The sequence below is a fragment of the Robertmurraya sp. DFI.2.37 genome, from assembly GCF_029211245.1.
Lineage (GTDB): Bacteria > Bacillota > Bacilli > Bacillales > Cytobacillaceae > Robertmurraya > Robertmurraya methanolica_A.
Genome location: NZ_JARGEJ010000064.1, coordinates 1 through 22,182 on the forward strand (window position 1 = coordinate 1; position 22,182 = coordinate 22,182).

General features: G+C 38.0%; 20 protein-coding genes and 1 pseudogene. 11 read left to right on the forward strand and 10 right to left on the reverse strand.

What is annotated here, in order from left to right; genetic code table 11:
• Positions 1 to 165: 165 nt before the first annotated feature.
• Positions 166 to 2,874: an aconitate hydratase AcnA gene (gene acnA / locus PZE06_RS21890; RefSeq protein ID WP_151025889.1), complete on the reverse strand. Its 2,709-nt coding sequence runs from the start codon at positions 2,872 to 2,874 to the stop codon at positions 166 to 168.
• A gap of 315 nt (positions 2,875 to 3,189) precedes the next feature.
• Here acnA and sspO point away from each other — a divergent pair, with 315 nt between their 5' ends.
• Both sspO and PZE06_RS21900 read left to right on the forward strand, forming a co-directional pair.
• On the forward strand, positions 3,190 to 3,339 hold the full coding sequence (gene sspO / locus PZE06_RS21895; protein ID WP_151025890.1) for a small acid-soluble spore protein O: 150 nt from the start codon (positions 3,190 to 3,192) through the stop codon (positions 3,337 to 3,339).
• A gap of 27 nt (positions 3,340 to 3,366) precedes the next feature.
• Entirely contained in the window at positions 3,367 to 3,492 is a 126-nt protein-coding gene (locus PZE06_RS21900; RefSeq protein ID WP_275792046.1) for a hypothetical protein, read from the forward strand.
• 51 nt (positions 3,493 to 3,543) lie between these two features.
• Here the strand turns inward: PZE06_RS21900 and PZE06_RS21905 are convergent, their stop codons facing one another.
• Positions 3,544 to 3,807 (reverse strand): hypothetical protein, encoded by a 264-nt coding sequence (locus tag PZE06_RS21905; RefSeq protein ID WP_151025891.1) that lies wholly within the window; start codon positions 3,805 to 3,807, stop codon positions 3,544 to 3,546.
• 150 nt (positions 3,808 to 3,957) lie between these two features.
• On the opposite strand from PZE06_RS21905, the gene PZE06_RS21910 reads away from it, so the two are divergent.
• Positions 3,958 to 4,101: a small acid-soluble spore protein P gene (locus tag PZE06_RS21910; protein ID WP_151025892.1), complete on the forward strand. Its 144-nt coding sequence runs from the start codon at positions 3,958 to 3,960 to the stop codon at positions 4,099 to 4,101.
• A gap of 162 nt (positions 4,102 to 4,263) precedes the next feature.
• Here the strand turns inward: PZE06_RS21910 and selA are convergent, their stop codons facing one another.
• The gene (selA, locus tag PZE06_RS21915) at positions 4,264 to 5,670 is read right to left on the reverse strand and encodes an L-seryl-tRNA(Sec) selenium transferase (protein WP_151025893.1); all 1,407 of its coding nucleotides are present in this window, start codon (positions 5,668 to 5,670) and stop codon (positions 4,264 to 4,266) included.
• 312 nt (positions 5,671 to 5,982) lie between these two features.
• A pseudogene (locus PZE06_RS30165) lies at positions 5,983 to 6,171 on the reverse strand (Rdx family protein); the annotation flags it as partial.
• A gap of 307 nt (positions 6,172 to 6,478) precedes the next feature.
• Here PZE06_RS30165 and PZE06_RS21920 point away from each other — a divergent pair.
• The 3 genes from PZE06_RS21920 (at position 6,479) to selD (ending at position 9,094) form a co-directional block, all read left to right on the forward strand.
• Positions 6,479 to 6,829, forward strand: coding sequence for a hypothetical protein (locus tag PZE06_RS21920; protein ID WP_151025894.1), 351 nt, complete (start codon positions 6,479 to 6,481; stop codon positions 6,827 to 6,829).
• Between the two features lie 141 nt (positions 6,830 to 6,970).
• Positions 6,971 to 7,957: a ketoacyl-ACP synthase III gene (locus PZE06_RS21925; protein WP_151025895.1), complete on the forward strand. Its 987-nt coding sequence runs from the start codon at positions 6,971 to 6,973 to the stop codon at positions 7,955 to 7,957.
• A gap of 69 nt (positions 7,958 to 8,026) precedes the next feature.
• The gene (gene selD / locus PZE06_RS21930; RefSeq protein WP_191963557.1) at positions 8,027 to 9,094 is read left to right on the forward strand and encodes a selenide, water dikinase SelD; all 1,068 of its coding nucleotides are present in this window, start codon (positions 8,027 to 8,029) and stop codon (positions 9,092 to 9,094) included.
• Positions 9,095 to 9,317: 223 nt separating this feature from the next.
• Here selD and PZE06_RS21935 read toward each other — a convergent pair whose 3' ends face one another.
• The 4 genes from PZE06_RS21935 to PZE06_RS21950 all read right to left on the reverse strand — a co-directional run bounded on the left by PZE06_RS21935 (position 9,318) and on the right by PZE06_RS21950 (position 13,711).
• On the reverse strand, positions 9,318 to 10,229 hold the full coding sequence (locus PZE06_RS21935; RefSeq protein WP_151025897.1) for a pseudouridine-5'-phosphate glycosidase: 912 nt from the start codon (positions 10,227 to 10,229) through the stop codon (positions 9,318 to 9,320).
• Positions 10,229 to 11,332, reverse strand: coding sequence for a PfkB family carbohydrate kinase (locus tag PZE06_RS21940; RefSeq protein ID WP_151025898.1), 1,104 nt, complete (start codon positions 11,330 to 11,332; stop codon positions 10,229 to 10,231). The genes PZE06_RS21935 and PZE06_RS21940 overlap by 1 nt, the downstream gene beginning before the upstream one ends.
• Positions 11,333 to 11,525: 193 nt before the next feature.
• Positions 11,526 to 12,461, reverse strand: coding sequence for an L-threonine 3-dehydrogenase (locus PZE06_RS21945; RefSeq protein WP_151025899.1), 936 nt, complete (start codon positions 12,459 to 12,461; stop codon positions 11,526 to 11,528).
• Between the two features lie 59 nt (positions 12,462 to 12,520).
• Positions 12,521 to 13,711, reverse strand: coding sequence for a glycine C-acetyltransferase (locus PZE06_RS21950; protein ID WP_151025900.1), 1,191 nt, complete (start codon positions 13,709 to 13,711; stop codon positions 12,521 to 12,523).
• Between the two features lie 295 nt (positions 13,712 to 14,006).
• Between PZE06_RS21950 and PZE06_RS21955 the strand changes: the two genes are divergently transcribed.
• The 4 genes from PZE06_RS21955 (at position 14,007) to PZE06_RS21970 (ending at position 19,126) form a co-directional block, all read left to right on the forward strand.
• The gene (locus tag PZE06_RS21955; RefSeq protein WP_151025901.1) at positions 14,007 to 15,560 is read left to right on the forward strand and encodes an ABC-F family ATP-binding cassette domain-containing protein; all 1,554 of its coding nucleotides are present in this window, start codon (positions 14,007 to 14,009) and stop codon (positions 15,558 to 15,560) included.
• A gap of 277 nt (positions 15,561 to 15,837) precedes the next feature.
• Positions 15,838 to 16,722 carry a putative selenate ABC transporter substrate-binding protein gene (locus PZE06_RS21960; protein ID WP_151025902.1) on the forward strand — a complete coding sequence of 295 codons (885 nt, stop codon included), beginning with the start codon at positions 15,838 to 15,840 and terminating at the stop codon, positions 16,720 to 16,722.
• Positions 16,723 to 16,751: 29 nt separating this feature from the next.
• On the forward strand, positions 16,752 to 17,504 hold the full coding sequence (locus PZE06_RS21965; protein ID WP_151025903.1) for a phosphonate ABC transporter ATP-binding protein: 753 nt from the start codon (positions 16,752 to 16,754) through the stop codon (positions 17,502 to 17,504).
• Positions 17,504 to 19,126 (forward strand): PhnE/PtxC family ABC transporter permease, encoded by a 1,623-nt coding sequence (locus tag PZE06_RS21970; RefSeq protein ID WP_151025904.1) that lies wholly within the window; start codon positions 17,504 to 17,506, stop codon positions 19,124 to 19,126. Before PZE06_RS21965 ends, PZE06_RS21970 begins: the two co-directional genes overlap by 1 nt.
• Before the next feature lie 130 nt (positions 19,127 to 19,256).
• On the opposite strand, the gene PZE06_RS21975 is transcribed toward PZE06_RS21970, so the two are convergent.
• Together PZE06_RS21975 and brnQ are read right to left on the reverse strand one after the other, a co-directional pair.
• The gene (locus tag PZE06_RS21975) at positions 19,257 to 19,694 is read right to left on the reverse strand and encodes a peptidylprolyl isomerase (protein WP_095313216.1); all 438 of its coding nucleotides are present in this window, start codon (positions 19,692 to 19,694) and stop codon (positions 19,257 to 19,259) included.
• A gap of 130 nt (positions 19,695 to 19,824) precedes the next feature.
• Positions 19,825 to 21,183, reverse strand: a complete 1,359-nt coding sequence (gene brnQ / locus PZE06_RS21980) for a branched-chain amino acid transport system II carrier protein (protein WP_151025905.1) — start codon at positions 21,181 to 21,183, stop codon at positions 19,825 to 19,827.
• Positions 21,184 to 21,448: 265 nt separating this feature from the next.
• Between brnQ and PZE06_RS21985 the strand changes: the two genes are divergently transcribed.
• Complete coding sequence (locus PZE06_RS21985) at positions 21,449 to 22,075, forward strand: DUF1287 domain-containing protein (RefSeq protein ID WP_151025906.1); 627 nt, start codon at positions 21,449 to 21,451, stop codon at positions 22,073 to 22,075.
• The last annotated feature ends 107 nt before the right edge of the window (positions 22,076 to 22,182 follow it).

Consider the following 22,182-nt stretch of genomic DNA (forward strand, 5'->3'; position numbering starts at 1 on the left):
ATATCCTAGTTTGCCCCTTAGATATTCCATTACAATTTTTAATTTAAATTCTTCACTATATTTTGCCATACAAAAACACCCCAGAGGTTAGATTTTTAACTCTAACTTCTGGGGTGCAGTACCTAATTTCGACCTTTTGATTCAGCTCTCTTTATTAGATACTCTTTAGTTGGTTAATTTCTCACGAAGAACCATTGGCAATATTCCACCATGGCGATAGTAATCAATTTCGATTTCAGAATCGAAGCGAACGATTGCTTCAAACTCTTTCTTTGTTCCGTCTTCAGCAGTCGCAGTTATTTGAACGAGCTGACGAGGTTTTACATTTTCATCGATATGAACATCAATGGTTTCTTTACCTGTTAATCCAAGAACTTCAGCATTTTCTCCCTCTTTAAATTGAAGTGGAAGAACACCCATAAGTGCAAGGTTTGAACGGTGAATACGTTCAAAGCTTTCAGCAATTACCGTCTTAATTCCAAGTAAGTTCGTCCCTTTAGCAGCCCAGTCACGAGATGATCCCATTCCGTAATCTTTACCAGCAAGTACAACTAGACCTGTTCCTTCTTCTTTATACTTCATGCAAGCATCATATATAGAGGTTACTTCACCGGTTGGCCAGTGAGTTGTGTAACCACCCTCTGTACCAGGTGCGATTTGGTTGCGAATACGAATATTCGCAAATGTACCGCGCATCATTACTTCATGGTTTCCACGACGAGACCCATAAGAGTTAAAGTCACGAATTTCGACACCATTTTCACGTAGATACTTGCCAGCTGGAGTATCCTTACCAATCGCGCCAGCAGGAGAAATATGGTCGGTTGTTACAGAATCTCCAAATTTACCGACAACGCGTAATCCTGATAATGGCTTTACCTCATCCGGATCAGGCTTTAGACCTTCAAAGAATGGTGGGTTTTGAATATACGTTGATTTATCATCAAATGAATATAATGGTTCATTGCTTGTTTTGATTGCGTTCCAACGCTCATTGTCACTAAATACGTTTTCATATTCTGCTTTAAATAGCTCAGGAGTAACAGTGCGACTAACCACTTCATTTACTTCAGCCGTTGATGGCCAAATATCCTTGAAGAAGACATCATTTCCATCTTTGTCCTTACCAAGCGATTCTTTTTGAAGGTCAATATCAACGGTTCCGGCTAATGAATAAGCAACTACTAATGGTGGTGAAGCTAAGTAGTTTCCTTTAACAAGTGGATGGATACGTCCTTCGAAGTTACGGTTACCTGAAAGAACGGATGTTACTAATAAATCGTTATCAGCAATCGCTTTTTCAAGCTCAGGCTTTAATGGTCCTGAATTCCCGATACACGTTGTGCACCCATATCCAACAAGATTATAGCCAAGCTCTTCAAGGTATGGAAGTAATCCGGAATCACGCAAGTATCCTGTTACAACCTTTGACCCTGGTGCTAAGGATGTTTTTACATATTTAGGCACTTCAAGTCCTAATTCTGTTGCTTTTTTTGCTACTAAACCGGCAGCAACGAGAACGTATGGGTTTGATGTATTTGTACAGCTTGTAATTGCAGCAATTGCAATCGCACCTGTTTTCATCGTTACCTCTTCGCCGTTATCCAATTGAACGGTTACTTCTTTTTCCAGCTCAGCTGGTTCTAAACCAAAGCCCTGATTCCCCTGTGGTGCAGTTAAAGCCTTATTGAATTCTGTCTTCATTTGAGAAAGTGGGATTAAATCTTGCGGACGCTTAGGACCAGAAAGATTTGCTTCAATTTCCGCAAGGTTGATTTCAATGACATCAGTGTATATAGGCTCTAAGCTTGGATCAAAGAACAATCCGTTTGCTTTGCAGTATGCTTCAACAATTTGAATCTGCTCTTCAGAGCGTCCAGTTAAACGCATATAATCTAGGGATTCATTGTCTACTGGGAAGAATCCACAAGTAGCCCCATACTCAGGAGCCATATTTGCAATGGTTGCACGATCAGCTAATGGAAGTGAGACAACGCCAGGACCGAAGAATTCTACGAATTTCCCTACTACTCCATGTTGACGTAGCACTTGTGTTACTTTTAGGGCAAGGTCTGTTGCTGTTGCTCCGTTAGGAAGTTCGCCTGTTAACTTAACACCAACTACTTCAGGAACTGGGAAGTATGAAGGTTGTCCGAGCATTCCTGCTTCAGCTTCAATACCGCCAACGCCCCATCCAAGAACGCCGATTCCATTGATCATTGTTGTATGAGAGTCAGTACCGACTAATGAATCTGGGAATGTTTCAAATTCACCATTTTCACCAGCAACTGCATGAACAACATTTGCTAAAAACTCTAAGTTTACTTGGTGAACAATACCTGTTGCAGGCGGTACTGCACGGTAGTTATCAAATGCTTTTTGTGCCCAGCTTAAGAACTGATAACGTTCAGCATTACGTTCAAATTCAAGATCCATATTCACTTGAAGTGCATTAGCTGTTCCATATTTATCTACCTGTACAGAGTGGTCAATTACTAAATCAACTGGTTTTTCAGGATTGATTTTATCCGGATTCCCACCAAGGTCAGCCATTGCCTTCCGAAGTGATGCAAGATCAACAACTGCAGGTACACCAGTAAAATCCTGAAGGATGACACGTGAAGGCTTGAATGGTACATCGACTTCCTTTACCTCATCCGTCCCCCATTTTGCTAAGTTTTCAACATGCTCTTTTGTAATCACACGGCCATCATATTGACGAAGCACTGATTCTAGTAAAACTTTGATAGAATATGGTAGTTTTGAAATGTTACCAATCCCAGCTTCTTCAAGTGCGCCTAATTTGTAATAGTTATAGCGCTTTCCATTCAGCTCAAATGATTTGCGAGCGCTATAAACATCGTTTTTTGACATATGAATTCCCCCTCATCATCATATACCGCTTTTGAAAAGTTTGAATATTTGCTCCCATCCGAACTTTTCTACAATCCCTATATTAATACAGTCTTCTACATAAGTAAATAACAAGAAAGTTATCGTTTTTGATAAGTTTTTCTTATTTTATTTCAGATTTACAGTGTAAATAGGGTGAAAATACAATTTATTTGTTAATTTTAAAAAAAGAGAAACGAGTCGTTGTTATTACAAAATAGTGTTTATACTTTTTTTACAAGAATTTTGTATGCCTAGGCAAAGATAGGAAAAAGTAAAAAATGGAGGTGACTTGAATTGGTTAAGAGAAGAGCGAATCATATTATTGAGGGAATGAACGCAGCTGGTGCTCAAGGAAAAGGAGCTGGTTATCATGAAGCGCAAGCGAATGAACCATTGACAGCAGCTCAAAAACAAAACAATAAAAAACGTAAGAAGAATCAATAATTTATTACTATTAAGGTGTTCGGCGCAATGATTGGCGATACATTCGCCCAATGCGCCGAGAGCACTAATATTTATGGTAATCCTGCTTTCATGTCATTCCAACAGCAAGTTGCTGTTCTTCTTTTTAATGGTTTTGTTAAACAATATGGTTGAGAGAACAATTTTTGGCTCATTTCGTGTGAAACTTTTATTTCACACGCCTTTTTAATATTCCGCTTCGTTTACCTCATTTGCAATCGCTGTAACATCTTGTCGAAATTGCTCAAGCTGTGATTTCTGATGTTCTGAAGCAACCTCTAATGCATTCTCTATTTGCTGTAATGCTTCATTTATTTCTTCCTTTAGATGTTTGAGCTGGTGCCCGTAACTAGCACTATCTTTCACGATTTCATGGTAAAGTTCCTGCGCCTCATTCACTCCTTGTTGAGCTGCTTGAAACGCTTGCTGCTTATTTTTATGATACGGCAATGTTGAATACTCCCTTCATCTATAAAATTCTTCTACGATAAGGTTTATGAAATTATGTCTTCTCTCGTTAAAATGTACAACCTTACATGAAAATATGCGGAATAATTGAAAGGTAAAGGCAGCATTCTAATACTAGGAGGGATAAGTGGTATGAATAAAAATGATGGAAATGATATACGGAAAAAAGCTCCAAAGGGAGAAAATTCAAGTCAGCCAGAGCCGTTAAGTGGTTCGAAAAAAGTTAAAAATCGCAACCACACGCGTCAAAAGAACAACCAGCATCATGACATGTAAGTATAAAAAACAGAGCGTTATAAAAAATTCGAATCGTTGAACCCGGTTGGACGTCTTGTTCACTTGCTAATTTCACTGTCAAATTTGCCTAGGACTACTTGTTGTGTGCAAAGCGAGAAAATGGACTGAAATCTTAAAGTGATTTTCAGTCCATGGTTTTCTTTACATTGAAACTAATGCTTCTAAGAGAATGTTTTCTTCTTCCTTCGTAATGCAACGAAGATCGATAAGGGTTTCTTCCTTTTGGGTTCTAACGATGATCGCGGGATTATGTTCAGTCCGTAACTTAGAAGCTAATTTTTCAGCTGAATAAGCATGATGCTGTAGCACTAAAACAAATGTTGGTAGTTTTACCTCTGGCATCGTCCCTCCTCCTACCTGGCTTTCATCCTCAGCAAGTCGAATTGAATATGAAGCAGTTCGTTTTTGCAATTCATTTATAAACTGAATGGCTCGTTCTTTTATTTCTTCTTTAGTCGTAAGTAAGTCTCGAACAACAGGGATATTTTTTAGCGCGCTTTCCCCAAGTAAATAGTCCATTAAAGTGCCTTCTAACGCTGCTAAAGTCATTTTATCGACACGAACAACACGTGCCAGTTGATTTTTCTTTAATCGCTCAATAAGCTGTTTCTTTCCTACAATAATCCCGGCTTGGGGGCCGCCAAGAAGCTTGTCGCCACTAAAGGAAACTAGATCAGCTCCTCTTTTTAATACTTCACTTACAACCGGCTCTGAACCGATTCCATGCTGCTGATAATTATAGAGTGCGCCACTTCCTAAATCCTCATAAAAAATAAGATCGTCGCGCGTTTTTGTTAATATAGTTAGCTCTTCAGTTGAGACGGATTTCGTAAAGCCAATTACCTTAAAGTTGCTTGTATGAACTTTCATGACCATCGCAGTGTTCTCATTTAAAACACGTTCATAATCGAATAAATGGGTTTTGTTCGTTGTTCCTACTTCAACAAGGGTAGCTCCACTTTCTTCCATAATAGATGAGATTCGAAAGGAACCTCCAATTTCGACTAGTTCTCCACGAGAGACAATAACTTCTTTGTTTGCAGCTAATTCCCGCAAAACGAGAAACACGGCTGCCGCGTTGTTATTAACTACCATCGCAGCCTCTGCTCCGGTTATGTCTTTGATCAAAGCCTCTACATGATAATGGCGAGAACCCCTTTCTCCTTCGTTAAGATTGTATTCTAAATTGGAATATGACTGCGCTGTTTCCACTACATGTTCAATTGCTTTATTACTTAAGCGTGCTCTTCCTAAATTCGTATGTAAAATCGTTCCAGTTCCATTGATGACTTTTTTTAATGTATATTGAAACTGAGCATGTAATTTTTTTTGTAATATGTTAAATAAGTCTTCACAAAAGTCAACGCTGTCTGGCAGTGGCCCATTCCAAGTCTCTGCTAAAATTTGCGTTCGGGTCTCCTCAAGTACTGCTTTTAGCATTGTTGTCAAATGTCCTTCATGTATTGTAAATGCATCAAGTAAATTGATAAAACGAGGATCTTTTTGCAATTCATGGATCGGTGGTAAAAAACGAACAGTTTTCTTCATCAAAATTCCTCCATCATCTTCTATCACCCTCATTATATCATTTTAATTTATGACCATTATGAAAAAAATTGTGCAATTTTCGGTAGTCATTAGAGCCCGATAGTTAGTCTAATTCCAGTAAAAATTGAAATAACAAAAATCACGCCAACCTTTAGTCATTCTCTCCTGCTGTTATATTGTTCCAAATGAGAATTACCTTATGGTAGATAAGGGGAGTTAACTGGTGGCATTTGCTTTATGGATATGAAAAATTTGGTATGAACCAATTTACCGCTTATTAAATTCATGAAAAAGCCCTATTGTAGGGCTTTTTCATTGCATGCACTCGATTTTTTTAATCACTTCGGAATTTTTTGGAAAAACACCAGTTTCGAGTTTGGAATAAATCGTTTTACCGTTGACAGTTATTTCAAAAGCACCACCAGAACTTGGAATAAGTTGCATCTCTTTTATATTTGCACGAAAATGGCTAAATAAATCTTCCGCGAAACTCGCGGCTTTCGGTGCATAGTTTCATTGCATACAAAATTCAACAGCAATAGAATAGCTTTTCATAATCCCTCTCCTTTCACAAAAAATTCACAAAAAGTTCACTTTCTATTTTAAAATAATTACGGTTAATTTGCTATTTTAATAAAAATAGTACTTAATACCCTTGTTCGATTTATTAAGTAGTTCAAAATACCTTATTTTTTGAAGAAATTTTATTTTAATTCTTTTTTTCGTTGTGAATGGCATTCACAGCCTATTCTTCATTTCGTATAATTACAGTCAGTAAGATAAATATTAATGCGAAGGAGTTTTGTAAATGGCAAAAGAAGGATCTTTCTCTATCAAGGTAAACAAAGCAACTAAGACAATTGATTTGGTGGTTGTAGGAACATTTACTCCTGAACAAGTGCAAGAGTTTCTAGCAGATTATTCTGCAAAAGTAAAAAGTATAGATCCTAAGGAATATACGTTAAATGCTGATTCAACAGATATGGATGTTTTAACACAAGAAATGGTTCCTGCGATGGAAAACACGATTCGCATGTATCAGCAGTCAGGATTTCAAAAATTGGTTGTTACTATAAAGAAAAGTCCAATCTTAAAAATGCAGTTAAATAGAATCTTTAAAAATACGAATTTCACAAATGCTGAAGTAAAAGAAATTTAAAAGCTTTTAATGCAAAAAGAACGATTTGAAATACTCTTATTATTTAGTTTTAACAAAGAAAAATTAAATAAGATTGATTGATTTGGCCGACAAGACTCTCGTGGTCTTGTTTTTTAATTTATGGGAGGTTGTAATTTAAATATGACAAATATTAAAATAAAAGACATTGCTATCTATCATCCTTCTAATGCTGTTGAAAATGATTATTTTTTTGAACATTTTAAGAGTAGAGGAAATGATTCTAAACATTTTATTGAAAATATCCTCGGTCGCAAATCTCGATATATGATTGATAATGACAATGAAAATAGTTTAACAATGGCTTATGAAGCGTCAAAGCTTGTCTTGGAAAAATCCCATCTTTCAGGTGAAGATTTAGATATGATTATATTCTCCTCACAAACACCTGAATATTTAGCTACTTCGAATGCGATACAGCTTCATCATAAATTACATGGCAAACATAGTACTTTAACAATGGATACAAATGCTAATTGCGCCGGGATGCTTGTTGCAATTGATCAAGCTTCACGCTATATGCAAGCTAACCCTTTTGTTCAAAAAGCTCTTGTTGTCGGTTCTGATTATAATACATTAATGGCTAATCCGGATGAAGAAATTTCATTTGCTAATTTTGGTGATTCAGCATGTGCTATTATTTTGGAAAAAACGGAGGAAGAGACTGGTTTCATTGATTCAATATACTTTACAGATTCTGTTACCTATAGCAATACGAACTTCCCTCGTACAGGTCTTTCGAATGCCATTAAAAAAAATGAAGAGCAATCAATGGTATGGGTACCCTTTGATGGGAGTATTGCGATGCCTCCAACCTATCAGATGTTTGAAACTATGCTCTCACGTAATAACATGACCATTACTGATTTAGATGCCTATTGTTTTTCCCAATTTTCGATTAGTAATATTAAGACCATTCAGGAGCATTACCAATTAGATGAAGATAAGCTCATGTACGTAGGAGACCGTTTTGGCTATACAGGCACTACTAGTCCCCTCCTTGCTCTATACGATGGAATTGAGAATGGAAGGATTAAAAGAGGAGATAAGATTCTGTTCTGGACGATTGGTGGTGGCTATCAATTAGTAGCCCTATTAATGAAATACTAGTATATAGAGATGAACATTTAAGCAGCCTCAATTATTATGAAATCAAGTGACAAAGAGTTATACTTGATTATGGAGGTGGACAATGTGAGTAAAGAAGAAGTTATTCGCCTTACTTCCTTATCTAGTAAAGCTGGTTGAGGCTGTAAAATTGGTCCTGAGGACTTAACGCAAGTTTTGCGTTTATTACCGAAGCACGATCCGATCCCTGAATTAATCGTAGGTCATGAAACATCTGATGATGGCGGTGTGTTTAAATTAACCGACGAAATTGCACTTGTGCAAACATTGGACTATTTTACACCGATTGTTGATGATGCATATATGTTTGGTCAAATTGCAGCGGCTAACGCATTAAGTGATGTATACGCTATGGGTGGTACGCCAAAGACGGTCTTGAATATTGTTGGTTATCCGGTGAAAAAGCTTGGTCCAGATATTCTTGCTGATATATTGCGAGGAGCTAGTGATAAAGTAGTTGAATCTGGAGCTGTTACGATCGGTGGGCATTCAATTGATGATCAAGAACCAAAGTTCGGTCTTTCTGTTACTGGCCTCGTCCATCCAGAGAAGGTTTGGAAAAATGTTGGTGCTAAGCCTGGAGATTTGCTTGTATTGACGAAACCACTTGGTGTCGGCATTATGACGACAGGGATTAAAAGAAAAGCGGTCACAGTAGAACAGGAAAAAAATGTTACAAAAGTGATGGCAACTTTAAATAAACAGGCTGCAGAACTTCTTCATCCCTTTTCTCCGCATGCAGTTACAGATGTTACAGGGTTTGGCTTACTCGGACATGGAAGTGAAATGGCTAGAGGAAGCAATGTGAGCTTTGAGATTTCCTACAGCTCTGTACCAGTGCTTGCGGGTACTTATGAGTTAGCCAAACTAGGAATTATTCCAGGTGGCTCGAAATCGAATCATAACTGGCTTGAAAATGATGTGTATTATGAAGGTTTGGAGCTCGAAGAACAAATGATCTTATGCGATGCGATTACCTCAGGGGGACTACTCGTATCATTGCCTGCGGATAATGCGACAGCTTATTTATCTGCTTTACATGAGCACAAGCTGTTTGATGCGGCAATTGTTGGGAAAGTAAGAGAAAAACAAGAAAAGCTTATTTATGTAAAAAGGTGAAATCCTGGTGATTTCACCTTTTTATTGTTATTTATGAAATGATAATTTTCGTTGTGATCGGCAATTCTTTTAATGAGTAGATCTGCGTTAGCGCAAGGAGTTAAAGCAGAATCCACTTCAGGCACCTGTTAAAATTAATATGATAAGTCCAACAGGACCTTCCTGTTATTGAAAGAATAGCCCTCTTTATCGTTGTGAAGCGATGACGAAGATAAATTGCGTTTTACTTATTATTAAAGCTAACAGCAATTTCAGCTCCAAGGCGAGCATTATTTTTAACTAATTCAATATTGGTTTCAAGACTTTTTCCACCTGTTAATTCTTTAACTTTTGCCAGTAGAAATGGTGTAGATTCCTTCCCTGTAATCTGATTTTCTTCCGCTTCCTTAAGTGCCTTATTGATCACATCTGTTATTACCTTTTCATCCATTGCGTATTCTTCAGGAATCGGGTTTGTAATGACAACTCCCCCTTTTAAATTTAATTCCCATTTCGCTTTTAAAGTATCCGCAATTTCTTCTGCTTTGTCTGCACGGAAGTTAACAAAATATTCGCTTTCTCTAGTATAGAACGCAGGAAGCCGCTCTGTTTGGTAGCCAATAACAGGCACGCCCTTCGTTTCTAAATATTCCATTGTTAATCCCAAATCTAGAATAGATTTTGCTCCAGCACAAACGACAGCGACATTCGTGTTCGCTAATTCCTCTAAATCAGCAGAAATATCCATTGTTGTTTCAGCACCGCGATGTACGCCGCCGATTCCTCCTGTTACAAAAATGCGAATCCCTGCCAAGTCAGCACATATCATTGTTGCAGCAACTGTTGTTGCTCCTTTTTGTTTTGTTGCAATTAAATAAGGAATGTCTCGGCGAGATGCCTTTGCCACATCTTTGCTTTGACCGAACATTTCTAATTCTTCGTCAGACAAACCGATTTTGATTTTCCCGTCTAAAATAGCTATTGTTGCTGGGACTGCTCCGTTATCACGTATGATTTGTTCGACCTCACGAGCAGTTTTAACATTTTGTGGATATGGCATGCCATGGGAGATAATCGTTGACTCTAAAGCGACGATTGGTTTTCTTTGTTCTTGAGCTTGCTTTACTTCTTCTGATAAAACGATATATGATTTCATTATATTTCCTCCATGTCTGTCTGTAATTTTGTAGCCGAAAGATCCTCTCGAACAGTGTGTGGGGATTGCAATGTTTTTAATGCATTGATCGTTCCGGCCCTTCCGATTTCTTTGATGCTCTTCCCTTCAAGCCATGAATAGACAACAGCTGCTGAGAAAGCATCACCTGCGCCTGTCACATCAATAACCTCATTCGTTTCGAGTGCTGGTATATAGAGTATTTCTTCTCGATTTCCAATAAGAGCACCGTCTTTTCCATTTGTAATAATGACATTTTTGATTCCTAAGGAGAGCCAGTTTTCTAAAGCATCGCTCCAATCCTTAGCATCTTTAATCTCTCTATTAAAATAAGCTTCGGACTCGTCGCGATTCGTGATTAGCCATGTGACATCTTGTAAATTTTTGGGTAGTCGTTTCATTTTTGGAGATGATACAGGAATAAGAATTAAATCCTTATGATTCTCCCTGGAAAATTGGCAAAGATAATCGAGTCCTTCTTTTGGTGTATTTAAGTCGGCGATGATACATTTTGCTTGTCTTAATAAGGATTGATGATTTTCCAACAATTTTGGTGTAATAAATTCATATACTTCCATATCAGCAAGGGCCATGATCATCTCACCCGTTTCTTCTAAAATGGCCGTATATGAGCCTGTTGAAGCTTTGGAAATTTGTGAAACAAAATCTAAGTTCATATACGGGGCTGAAACCTCTTTAATAAAACGCCAATCGGAATCCTGTCCACTACAAGTGATTAATGAAACATTCAGCCCAAGTCTTCCTAAATTTTCAGCGATGTTCCGTGCCACACCTCCAGCGCTTTGTGTCGATTTGCAGGGATTTGACGTTCCAAACTGGGCTTTCTCTTTAACATGGAACTTCCGATCAATATTCGCTCCACCGATGCAAACTATCGGTTCATCCTTGGATAACACGTAGGCACGACCAAGAATATGGCCCTTTTTGATCAGTCCTGAAATTAAGTTTGCTACAGTTGGTCGAGATATGGATAAAGCTTTTGCTAGATCCTGTTGGGAGATATACGGATTTTTCCGTATCAGTTGGAGAAGGTATTTCTCCTTTTCTGATAGTGGTTCTGCCATACTTCCACCTCCTTTTGCTTCAAACAAAAGTTTGTTATTGTTAAACTTTTGTTTATATTGTAGCGTTAAAAATGAAAAAAAGCTAGAGTTATTTATCTCCTCTCTAGCATTTTTCAAATGAGCCAATATTATACAGTGCCATAAGCGCAAAAAAGCAAGCGTATTCACATACACTTGCAATAATATAGTAGATTTATAATTTTGAACGAAGCTGTTCTAACATATCATTGGTCATTTGTTTTAAATCGAATATTGCCTTAAACCCCCATTCTTCCTTCGCGGCAGTTGCGTCAATGGAGTTTGGCCAACTTTCAGCGATTTGCTGGCGAACAGGATCGACTTGATAATTTAATTCAAAATTCGGTATATGGCTGCGGATCTCGTTTGCGATTTCTTCTGGATCGAAGCTCATCGCCGTGACATTGAAAGCGTTGCGATGCTTTAATCGAGTGGGATCAGCTTCCATTAATTGAATGATCGCGTTTAAAGCATCTGGCATGTACATCATATCCATGTAAGTACCTTTTGCGATATAAGACGTATATTGTTGTTTACGAAGTGCTTCATAATAGATTTCAACTGCATAGTCAGTAGTCCCTCCGCCTGGAGGGGTAACGTAGGAAATTAAACCAGGAAATCTTAAGCTCCGCGTATCAACTGAGAACTTATGAAAATAGTAATCGCAAAGCAGCTCACCAGCTACTTTATTAACACCATACATCGTTGTCGGGTGCTGAATGGTGACCTGTGGTGTAGCATCCTTCGGTGTTGACGGTCCAAAGGCACCAATAGAGCTTGGTGTAAAAAATTGACAATTTAATTCTCTTGCTGTTTCTAAAGCGTTTACAAGTCCGCCCATATTTAAATTCCATGCGAAAATAGGTTTTGTTTCTGCTGTTGCTGAAAGTAATGCTGCAAGGTGAATAATGGTATCCACTCTAAACTTTTTGGCGATATCATACATGCGAAACTGATCTGAAACATCGAGTATTTCAAATGGTCCATCTGTTTCTTCCGTTTTGCGAATATCTGTAGCAATTACATTATCTCTACCATATATTTCTCTTAACTTAAGCGTCAATTCAGAACCAATTTGCCCTAATGCACCAGTAATTAATATTCGTTTCATTGCTATTGTCCTCCACCCTTTGCCTTACTACATCCTTATTTGTCACAACCTAGAAAATGTTAGATCAGCGCCATTTCCTTTCCGACCTTTTCATAAATCGAAAGTGCTTGATCAAGCATTTCCTTTGTATGGGCTGCAGTTGGCATATTTCTAACTCTTCCGGTTCCTTTAGGAACAGTTGGAAATACAATTGATTTGGCATATACACCTTCTTCATTTAGACGTTGACTAAATTTCTGTGTTTTTACTTCATCGCCAATAATGCACGGTGTAATTGGGGTTTCGCTCTCGCCGATGTCAAAACCAAGCGCTGCTAGCCCTTTTTTTAAGTAATCAGCATTTTCCCATAAGCGCTCATTAAGCTCTGAGCTTTCCATTAAAATGTCAATCGCTTTTATACTTGCGGCAACATCTGCAGGTGTTAAAGAAGTGGAGAAAAGAAATGGTCTGCTCCGCACTTTTAACCAGTCAATCAATTCTTGCTTTCCTGCCACATACCCACCTACAACTCCGATTGCTTTAGATAATGTACCGATTTGGAAATCGACTTTATCTGATAGGTTAAAATGTTTAACAGTACCTGCTCCTTTGCCGAGGACACCGGACCCATGTGCATCATCCACATATGTGATTAAGTCAAATTTTTCAGCGATTTCGACAATTTCCAGTAGTTTCGCGATATCTCCATCCATTGAAAAGACACCATCTGTAATAACCATTACTTTATTAAATTGCCCAGATTCAGATGCTTCTTTTGCTTTCTCATGTAAATCATTCATATCAGAATGATTGTAGCGAATAATTTTTGCCTTAGATAAACGACAGCCATCAATGATGGAAGCGTGGTTTAATTCGTCTGAAAGAATCGCATCGTTTTTATCCATTACCGCACTTATCGCAGCCATATTACAATTAAAGCCCGATTGGTAGGCAATAGCAGCTTCTGTATTTTTAAATTTTGCTAACTTTTCTTCTAAAGAAAGATGTAATTGTAATGTACCGTTGATCGTTCGAACCGCACCTGCACCAACACCAAATTTTTCGATTGCTTCTAAGGCGGCATTTTTCAGTTTTGTATCAGTGGCTAAGCCTAGATAGTTATTAGAGGACAGATTAATCAGCGATCTACCATTAATTTTAATGATGGGACCGTTTGCACTTTCGAGGGGATCAATGACATTGTAAAGTCCTTTTTCTTTTAATTCCTGCAAATTTGATTGTAAAAAAACGTTTAATTTTTTGCTCGACATGATAGCTTACCTCCTTATTTTCGCGAAAACTTGAAATACATTTGTCTTTTCTAGAAGGACAATAAAATATTTGTATTGTCCTTGATACGAAAGGCTTCGTATACCATTACTTTAACATATATTTTTTGTTAGTACACCTATAACGGACAAAAAACTATGTTAAAATTCTTTTTCCAAATGTTGAATCAAACCCAAAAGATCTAGTCTTGAATGGCGGAATTTAGTATGATAGATAAAGTGATTATATTCATGGATATGACATTGAAAAAGAAATTGAACAAGTGAGGATAGATTTATGAGCCTATTAACAGTTGAAAAATTGAGTCATACATTCGGGGATCGCACCCTGTTTAAAGATGTTTCTTTCCGTTTGTTAGCCGAAGATCACGTCGGTCTTGTCGGTGCAAATGGAGTTGGAAAATCGACTTTAATGAATATTATAACGAAGCAGTTAATTCATGATTCCGGGAAGGTTGAATGGACACCTGGCGTCCATTATGGTTATCTTGATCAACATACGGTATTAACACCCGGTAAAACAATTCGCGATATTTTAAATGATGCCTTTCTTCCATTGTTTGAGGAAGAGAAGAAATTAAATGAAGTAACGGCTAAAATGGGAGATGCGACTCCAGAAGAATTAGAAACTTTGTTGGAGCAGATGGCTGCAATTCAAGACCGCCTTGATGCTGGTGATTTTTATAATCTTGATATAAAAGTTGAAGATGCAGCTAGAGGACTTGGATTAGATGCGATTGGGTTGGAGCGGGATGTGACGGCGCTTAGTGGCGGACAAAGAACGAAGGTACTATTAGCAAAGCTTTTGTTAGAAAAACCCCAGGTGCTTTTGTTAGATGAACCAACAAACTTTTTGGATGTCGAACATATTCGCTGGCTTGCAGGTTATTTGAAAGAATATCCGCATGCCTTCATACTAATTTCTCATGATACAGAATTTATGAACCAAGTTTCAAATGTTATTTTTCACCTTGAGTTTTCAAAAATGAATCGTTATACTGCAACCTATGAAAAATTTCTGGAATTAGCTGAAATCAACAAAAACCAACATATTAATGCTTATGAGAAACAACAAGAATTTATTAAAAAGCAGGAAGAGTTTATTGCGAAGAATAAAGCGCGTTATTCAACGACAGGGCGCGCAAAAAGTCGTCAGAAACAGCTTGAAAGATTAGAAAGGATTGAACGTCCGGAAACTGCGGTCAAACCGACATTCTCTTTTAAGGAATCACGTAGCAGTTCACGCTATGTATTTGAAGGCACGGATTTTGAAATTGGCTATGACCAGCCGTTATTACCAAAGATGTCTATGACCATTGAACGCGGTGAAAAAATCGCCATTGTTGGTTGTAATGGCGTCGGTAAATCAACGTTATTAAAAACAATGCTAGGAGTCATTAAACCCTTAAGTGGAAAACTTGAAAGAGGCGATTTCCTCTTCCCTTCTTATTTTGAGCAGGAAGTTAAGGCGAAGGATATTACGCCTATTGATGATGTATGGAATGAGTTCCCAGGAATGGATCAGCACCAAGTAAGAGCTGCCCTTGCTCGTTGCGGGTTGAAGAATGAACATATCTCAAGACCTATGAACCAATTAAGCGGCGGTGAGCAGGCGAAAGTGCGTCTGTGTAAACTGCAAATGCACGAAAGTAACTGGCTTCTCTTTGACGAACCAACGAACCATCTTGATATTGATGCGAAGGCTGAATTAAAGCGAGCTTTAAAGGAATATAAAGGGACAGTTGTACTCGTTTGTCATGAACCAGATTTTTATGAAGATTGGGTCACAAAAATCTGGGATGTTGAAAAATGGGCGCAGCAATTGTTGTAACGGTAGTTCAATTTTCTTAAAAATAGTAAAGCGAGTGGAGAGAAATGAAATTGTTCTCCTTCACTTGCTTTTTTGTTTGCGCAAAATGCTATTGATTTCCACGTTACTTTATAGCTTTCACCCACTATAAATCCCTTTTTTTATATCGGAAAAATAGTTTATTCTTAATTGTAATTATCGATAATATAGATATGAACATACCGAAAATCTCTATTAATTCACTGTTGAATCCACTATAATTACATTGGTCAAGAATTAAACAGCAGGAGGATAAAAAATGAAAAAACGATTAATTTTATCTTTTTCTCTATTAATAGTGCTTGCTCTTTCGGCATGCTCACAAAACGATAAAGAAGAAACAGAAGTAGATTCCAATAAAGTTTTTAATATTGGCGCTATTCCCGACCAAAATGCAGCGGAGTTAAATAGAAGCATGGAGCAAATTGCTGAGTATTTGGCAAGTGAAACAGGATTAGATGTCAAATTTGTTCCATCAGTTGATTACGCTGCTCTCGTTACTGCTTTTGAGCGTGGAGAAGTTCAACTTGCATGGTTTGGCGGCTTAACAAGTGTACAAGCAATGAGCCTTGTTGAAGGTGCAGAAGCGATTGCACAAAGACCTCGAGATGAAGAATTCCATTCTGTTTTTGTGGCGCAAAAAGACCTGAAGCTCGACGGGATTGAGGATATTAAAGGATTAAGCTTCACTTTTGGGAGTGAAAGCTCGACATCTGGCCATTTAATGCCGAGATATTATATGTTAGAAAATGGAATTGAACCTGAGGAAGATTTAGCAGGTGAACCGAATTATTCAGGCTCACACGATAAAACTTATAAGTTAGTAGAGTCGGGAACCTTTCAAGCAGGAGCATTAAATGAAGCTGTTTGGGAAGGTGCTGTAAAAGAAGGTAAAGTGGATCTCAACAAAGTAGATGTATTTTATACTACACCGGCTTACTATGATTATAATTGGACAATAAATACGGTTGATGATGTATTTGGAGCAGGCACAAAGGAAAAAGTAAAAAAGGCCCTTCTTTCAATGGGTGAAGCACAAAAAGAAATGCTGGATATCTTTGAAACAGATAAATTTATCGAAACATCAAATGAAAATTATGATGCCATCGAAAAAGTGGCAAAGGAACTAGGTATTATTAAGTAAAGCAACGAAGTAATTGGGGTGAGGATGCAGTGGCATCTAGCAATATTATCGAAGCGAGAAATTTAAGGATTCAGTTTGAAGGGAAGATAGCCTTATCTTCCCTCTCTTTCTCTATTAAAAAAGGTGAAAAAGTAGCTTTAATTGGTCCAAGCGGTTCTGGGAAAACAACCCTCCTTAATACGCTAGCCACCTTTATCAAGCCGGATGAAGGCGAATTATGGCTAGATCAATTAAGCTTTAAGGAAATGCAAAATCGAAAAATGCTTGCAAAAAAAATTGGGATGATTCGTCAACAATTTGATTTAGTCGACCAATTGCCTGTCATTCACAATGTTTTAGCAGGAAAGCTTGCCGATTGGGGTTTATTTAAATCCCTCCTCTCTTTAATCTATCCGCAAGAGAAGATTTTGGCGATGAATGCATTGGAACGAGTTGGTTTAGGAGATAAATGGTCAGAAAAAACGTTAAATTTGTCTGGTGGTGAACAACAGCGTGTTGCTCTTGCTCGCCTCCTCGTCCAAAAACCAGAAATTATTTTGGCGGATGAACCAGTCGCATCACTTGATCCTGCAAGAGCCGAAGATGTGTTAGCGATATTAACAAAGCTGGTACATGAAGAAAAACAAACATTAATTACGAGCTTGCATTCGGTTGAATACGCTAAGAAATTTTTCACTCGCATCATTGCTTTGAGAGATGGAATGATATACTTTGACTTACCCGCTCACGAGGTGAGTGCAAAGGATTTGGCCTCCCTTTACGTGTTAAAGGAGAAAGTGTAATGAGGACGGAGCTTTTCAGCACACACAAAAAAACGTATCTTACACTTATTTTAATCGGGGTATTTATTTGGAGTTTATTAGCTGTTAATTGGGATAAAGATCTTTTCCATTCCGGTGGATTAAGCACTCTCTTCCAGATTTTAGAAGCACTGTTTCAGCCTGATTTATCGAAGGAGATTATCCTACTGGCAATTCAATCTACTTGGAACACCTTATCCTATGCAGTGGCAGGAGTTGGACTTGCTATTGTCATAGCTTTTATTCTCGGAATACTAGCATCGGGGATATTTTTTGAAGCTGGACCGCTCGGTTCCCTTTTTAAAACGATTTTTCGGGGAGTTCTTGGATTTCTAAGAGCGATTCATGAATTAGTATGGGCATGGTTATTTGTCGCATCATTCGGTCTTAGTCCTTTTGCTGCTATTTTCGCCCTTGCTCTCCCCTTTGGCGGAATATTAGGGAGAATTTTCGCAGACATGCTTGCAGATGTTCCGGAAGAGCCTATTCAAGCTTTGAAATCAACTGGTGCATCAAGATGGCAATTGTTTTTTTACGGTTACTTTCCGATTGTGAAAACTGGAATGCTGAGCTATACGATGTACCGGTTTGAATGTGGGATACGTTCTTCCGCGATCATGAGCTTTGTCGGCCTTGGCGGACTAGGATATCAAATTCAACTGTCTCTCGATGATTTACATTACGATGAGGTCTGGACTTTTATTTTCTTTTTAATTGTTATAGTTGTCTTAATCGATTGGTGGAGCAGTCAATTAAGACATAAATTGACTCATTCCACTAAACATTGGTTTATTCCTTTTTCCTCCTTTCTTACAGTTGGCCTGCTGGTAGGAGCATGGTGCTATATTTATTTTATCGATAGAGCAAGCATAATAGAGCTTTTTTCAGCAAAAAATCTAGAGTTTGCCAAGAAGTTTTTTGCCAATATGTTTGGTTTAGGTGATGAATATCCGGCTTTTTTTAATAGAGAAAGCTGGAAGACAGCGATTTCCTTGACCTATGATACGTTGCGGATGAGTATCATGGCGATCGGTTTTTCCACTGTGCTCATGTTTTTGACCGTTTTGCCTGCTGCGAGGAATGTTGCGAATGGAAAATTAACTTTAACAAGGCGTTGGTATAACTGGGCCTCCTTCGCAATCATTCGTGTCAGCTATATATTTAGTAGGGCAATCCCTGAATTGGTTTGGGCGATGATGATCATCTTTATATTTAAACCTGGGATTTTACCTGGAGCCATTGCATTAGCGCTCCATAATTTTGGTATATTGGGAAAACTATGTGCTGAAGTTGTAGAGGATTTGGATGCTAGACCCATTCGCCATTTAGCTTCATCCGGTGCAGGCAAGGGGCAAATACTAATGTACGGTGTCCTCCCTTCTGTCCTCCCACAATTTCTTACGTACATTCTTTATCGCTGGGAGGTTATCATGAGGACGACAATCATTGTTGGTTTCGTTGGTGCTGGAGGACTTGGTCAGCAATTTAAGCTCAGTATGAGCTTCTTCCACTATTCCGATATAACGTTGCTGCTCTTCTGTTATATAATCCTTGTTTGGGCCGCTGATTTTATATCTGAATGGGCCAGAAGGACAGCAAAATAAGGAAAATCGTCGTGTTGTCATTTGGGCAATGCGATGACTGGTTCGTCCAAAATGAAGAAAAGGCATTGAAAGGATTATCTCTCGATGCCTTTTGCCGATATTCTAAAAGAGAGCCTCTGGCTCTCTTTCTTTATGCATCAAATACTTCGACCTTCTCCATCACATCGCCTTGTTTATGGTTAAGAACGGTCTCCATTCCGGAAGTGACTTTGCCAAAAACAGTGTGAACGCCATTTAAATGTGGCTGAGGTTCATGAACAATGAAGAATTGACTCCCGCCAGTGTCTTTTCCAGCATGAGCCATTGATAAAGATCCTACTTCATGTTTATGAGGGTTGCCAGCAGTTTCACACTTTATTGTATATCCTGGTCCACCTGTTCCATTCCCAACTGGGCAACCGCCTTGGCTAACAAAGCCAGGGATGACACGGTGAAAAGTTAAGCCATTATAAAAGCCTTCATTTGCCAGCTTTTCGAAATTAGCTACCGTACCCGGTGCTTCATTTGGGTATAATTCAAATTCAATTTTCTTTCCGTCTTGCATTTGTATGTATCCTTTTTTTGTCATCTCGACCACTCCTTTATCTATAAATGAATCAGTCTTTATCATACATGAAGTTAATAAGAAAGAAAAGTAAACGGCTTGTTTACGCGCAGAAACCAGCTCTTGTATTAGGGCTGGTTTCATTTTATAAGTTTTATTTTACCAAAATGGTTTCCGCTTTTTGAAAACGGGAGATAACTCCTGTTATAACAATTGTAATCACAACCGGAATAAGCCAGCCTAGCCCATGTTCATAGAAAGGCAATGTTTGTTTATAAAAGGAGATAATCGGCTCCAACCATCTAAAGTAAGAGATCTCCAGTGAATCACATAAAGTTTTAAAGCCATCGATAATGCTAATTAAGAAGGCAACTAAAGTCGCTGCTACATACACTAATCTCGCATGGTTAAAGAATGGCGAAATGAAAGTTAACATCATAAGTGTGATGGCAAGTGGATACAAAAACATCAACACTGGGATGGAAAACGTAATGATATTTGCTAATCCAAAGTTGGCAATTACAAACGATAATAGAGAGAAAATAATCACCAATACTTGATAGCTAACTTTTGGAAGTAACGTATGAAAGTATTCTCCACAAGCTGTTATTAAGCCGATGCTAGTTGTCATGCATGCAAGTGTGATCAAAATAGCGAGCAGTAATGAACCGAATGTTCCAAAATAGTACGAAGAAGCATTGCTTAATACTGGACCACCTGTGTCGAATAAACCAAAACGTTCTGTCGTCGTAGCTCCTAAATAGGTGATGCCGACATAGATTAATGCGAGCAAAGATACTGCTACAATCCCCGTCTTAATGGTGGCTGCTAAAATCTCTCCTTTAGAAGTGACACCTAATGCGCGAATCGCATTAATAACAATAATTCCAAAAACGAGTGAAGCAAGGGCATCCATCGTATTGTAACCTTCAAGAAAGCCTTTGCTAAACGCCCCGTTAATGTAAGCATCTTGAGGTCCTTCAATAGAGCCGATTGGGCTTATAATCGACATAATCAATAATACAAATAATAAAATAATGATTCCTGGTGATAATATTTTTCCAACTCTGTCTACTATTTTCGCTGGATTTAGTGATAACCATAATGTAATTCCAAAGAAAATAAGCGTGAAAATAAAGAGTCCAAGTTGTGAAAATTCTTCTCCCACAAAAGGAGAAATTCCAATATCAAATGCAACAGTCCCGGTTCGCGGTGTTGCAAAGAAAGGTCCGATTGTTAAGTACAATAATGAAGTAAAAAATACTCCATATATCGGATGAACACGACTTGCTAAATCCTGCAAATTGGAACTTCCAGAAAAGCCCATTGCTAAAATACCAAGTAAAGGAAGTCCAACACCAGTAGTTAAAAAGCCGATGACGGCTGGCCAAAAGTTTGTCCCAGCATTCTGTCCGAGTTGTGCTGGGAAAATTAAGTTTCCTGCTCCGAAAAATAGAGCAAATAGCATAACTCCTATAACAGAATAAGATGAAAAAGATAGATTGTTCTTCATAAAAAAAGCTACTCCTTAGACGATAAAAATAATCAACAAATGCTATCATACAACTATTTTTCTGAAAAAACAATAATATTTTCTGGAATTGCGTAAATTTTTAAGAAAATTTCACAATTTCTTACTTTATCACTCTTTTAATAAAAATTTTATTATAATCATGAGGTTGTAAAGATATACATCAATAATAATTTTATTGATTTTTGAAATTCACTTGAAACTTTTTTGCGCATCAATCGTCTGTGCTTATAATGAGGTGAAGATTGTGAAGAAAAAAACAAAAATTATCATCCTTTTATTTATTTTCTTACTCTCTATTATTGTCTTCTTTCGAAAAGGAATTATTCTAGATTATCTGGGGATTCACTGGGAGAATCCATTTATACAGAAGGTTGAGATTCCAGCTACATATGCTAATATCGATCGAAATGAGAATCAGATACCAGACCCAATTGATATTGTTGAAGCTGCACGAAAAGAGGTTGAGCAGCGAACCCGTTATGAAAGCAATTATTATGATGGTGGCTATCCCCCGGATGATGAAGGGGTGTGTACAGATGTAATCTGGCGTGGATTATTGGGAGCAAATATTTTTTTGAAGGATGCCATGGACGCCGATATTGCGACTAACACGCGTTTGTACCCACGTGTAGGGGGTGCGCCTGATCCAAATATCGATTTCCGTCGAGTACCTAATCAATATGTTTTTTTTGAAAGGTATGCTGAAAGTTTAACAACAGAATTAGTACCAGGAGACATGGAAAATTTGAAAGAGTGGCAACCTGGAGATATTGTCTTATTTCTAGATGGATTTCATCATGTTGGAATTGTCTCTGATAAACGTGCTGCGGATGGTACTCCCTATCTTATTCACTCAACTTTCGCACCTTGAAAATCGACCTTGTTTTAGGTCTATTAAAGCTTTAAGAACAATCAACTTTGTTCCTTGACTATTGCCTTTAAACAAGAAAAGGCACCTGCTTCTTTGGTATAGTGGAA

Excerpts from the sequence above, each read along its gene's own strand:
- acnA (WP_151025889.1), bottom strand. The coding sequence starts at position 2,874 with ATGTCAAAAAACGATGTTTATAGCGCTCGCAAATCATTTGAGCTGAAT.
- PZE06_RS21900 (WP_275792046.1), top strand. The coding sequence starts at position 3,367 with ATGATTGGCGATACATTCGCCCAATGCGCCGAGAGCACTAATATTTAT.
- PZE06_RS21910 (WP_151025892.1), top strand. The coding sequence starts at position 3,958 with ATGAATAAAAATGATGGAAATGATATACGGAAAAAAGCTCCAAAGGGA.
- selA (WP_151025893.1), bottom strand. The coding sequence starts at position 5,670 with ATGAAGAAAACTGTTCGTTTTTTACCACCGATCCATGAATTGCAAAAA.
- PZE06_RS21920 (WP_151025894.1), top strand. The coding sequence starts at position 6,479 with ATGGCAAAAGAAGGATCTTTCTCTATCAAGGTAAACAAAGCAACTAAG.
- PZE06_RS21925 (WP_151025895.1), top strand. The coding sequence starts at position 6,971 with ATGACAAATATTAAAATAAAAGACATTGCTATCTATCATCCTTCTAAT.
- PZE06_RS21935 (WP_151025897.1), bottom strand. The coding sequence starts at position 10,229 with ATGAAATCATATATCGTTTTATCAGAAGAAGTAAAGCAAGCTCAAGAA.
- PZE06_RS21940 (WP_151025898.1), bottom strand. The coding sequence starts at position 11,332 with ATGGCAGAACCACTATCAGAAAAGGAGAAATACCTTCTCCAACTGATA.
- PZE06_RS21945 (WP_151025899.1), bottom strand. The coding sequence starts at position 12,461 with ATGAAACGAATATTAATTACTGGTGCATTAGGGCAAATTGGTTCTGAA.
- PZE06_RS21950 (WP_151025900.1), bottom strand. The coding sequence starts at position 13,711 with ATGTCGAGCAAAAAATTAAACGTTTTTTTACAATCAAATTTGCAGGAA.
- PZE06_RS21955 (WP_151025901.1), top strand. The coding sequence starts at position 14,007 with ATGAGCCTATTAACAGTTGAAAAATTGAGTCATACATTCGGGGATCGC.
- PZE06_RS21960 (WP_151025902.1), top strand. The coding sequence starts at position 15,838 with ATGAAAAAACGATTAATTTTATCTTTTTCTCTATTAATAGTGCTTGCT.
- PZE06_RS21970 (WP_151025904.1), top strand. The coding sequence starts at position 17,504 with ATGAGGACGGAGCTTTTCAGCACACACAAAAAAACGTATCTTACACTT.
- PZE06_RS21975 (WP_095313216.1), bottom strand. The coding sequence starts at position 19,694 with ATGACAAAAAAAGGATACATACAAATGCAAGACGGAAAGAAAATTGAA.
- brnQ (WP_151025905.1), bottom strand. The coding sequence starts at position 21,183 with ATGAAGAACAATCTATCTTTTTCATCTTATTCTGTTATAGGAGTTATG.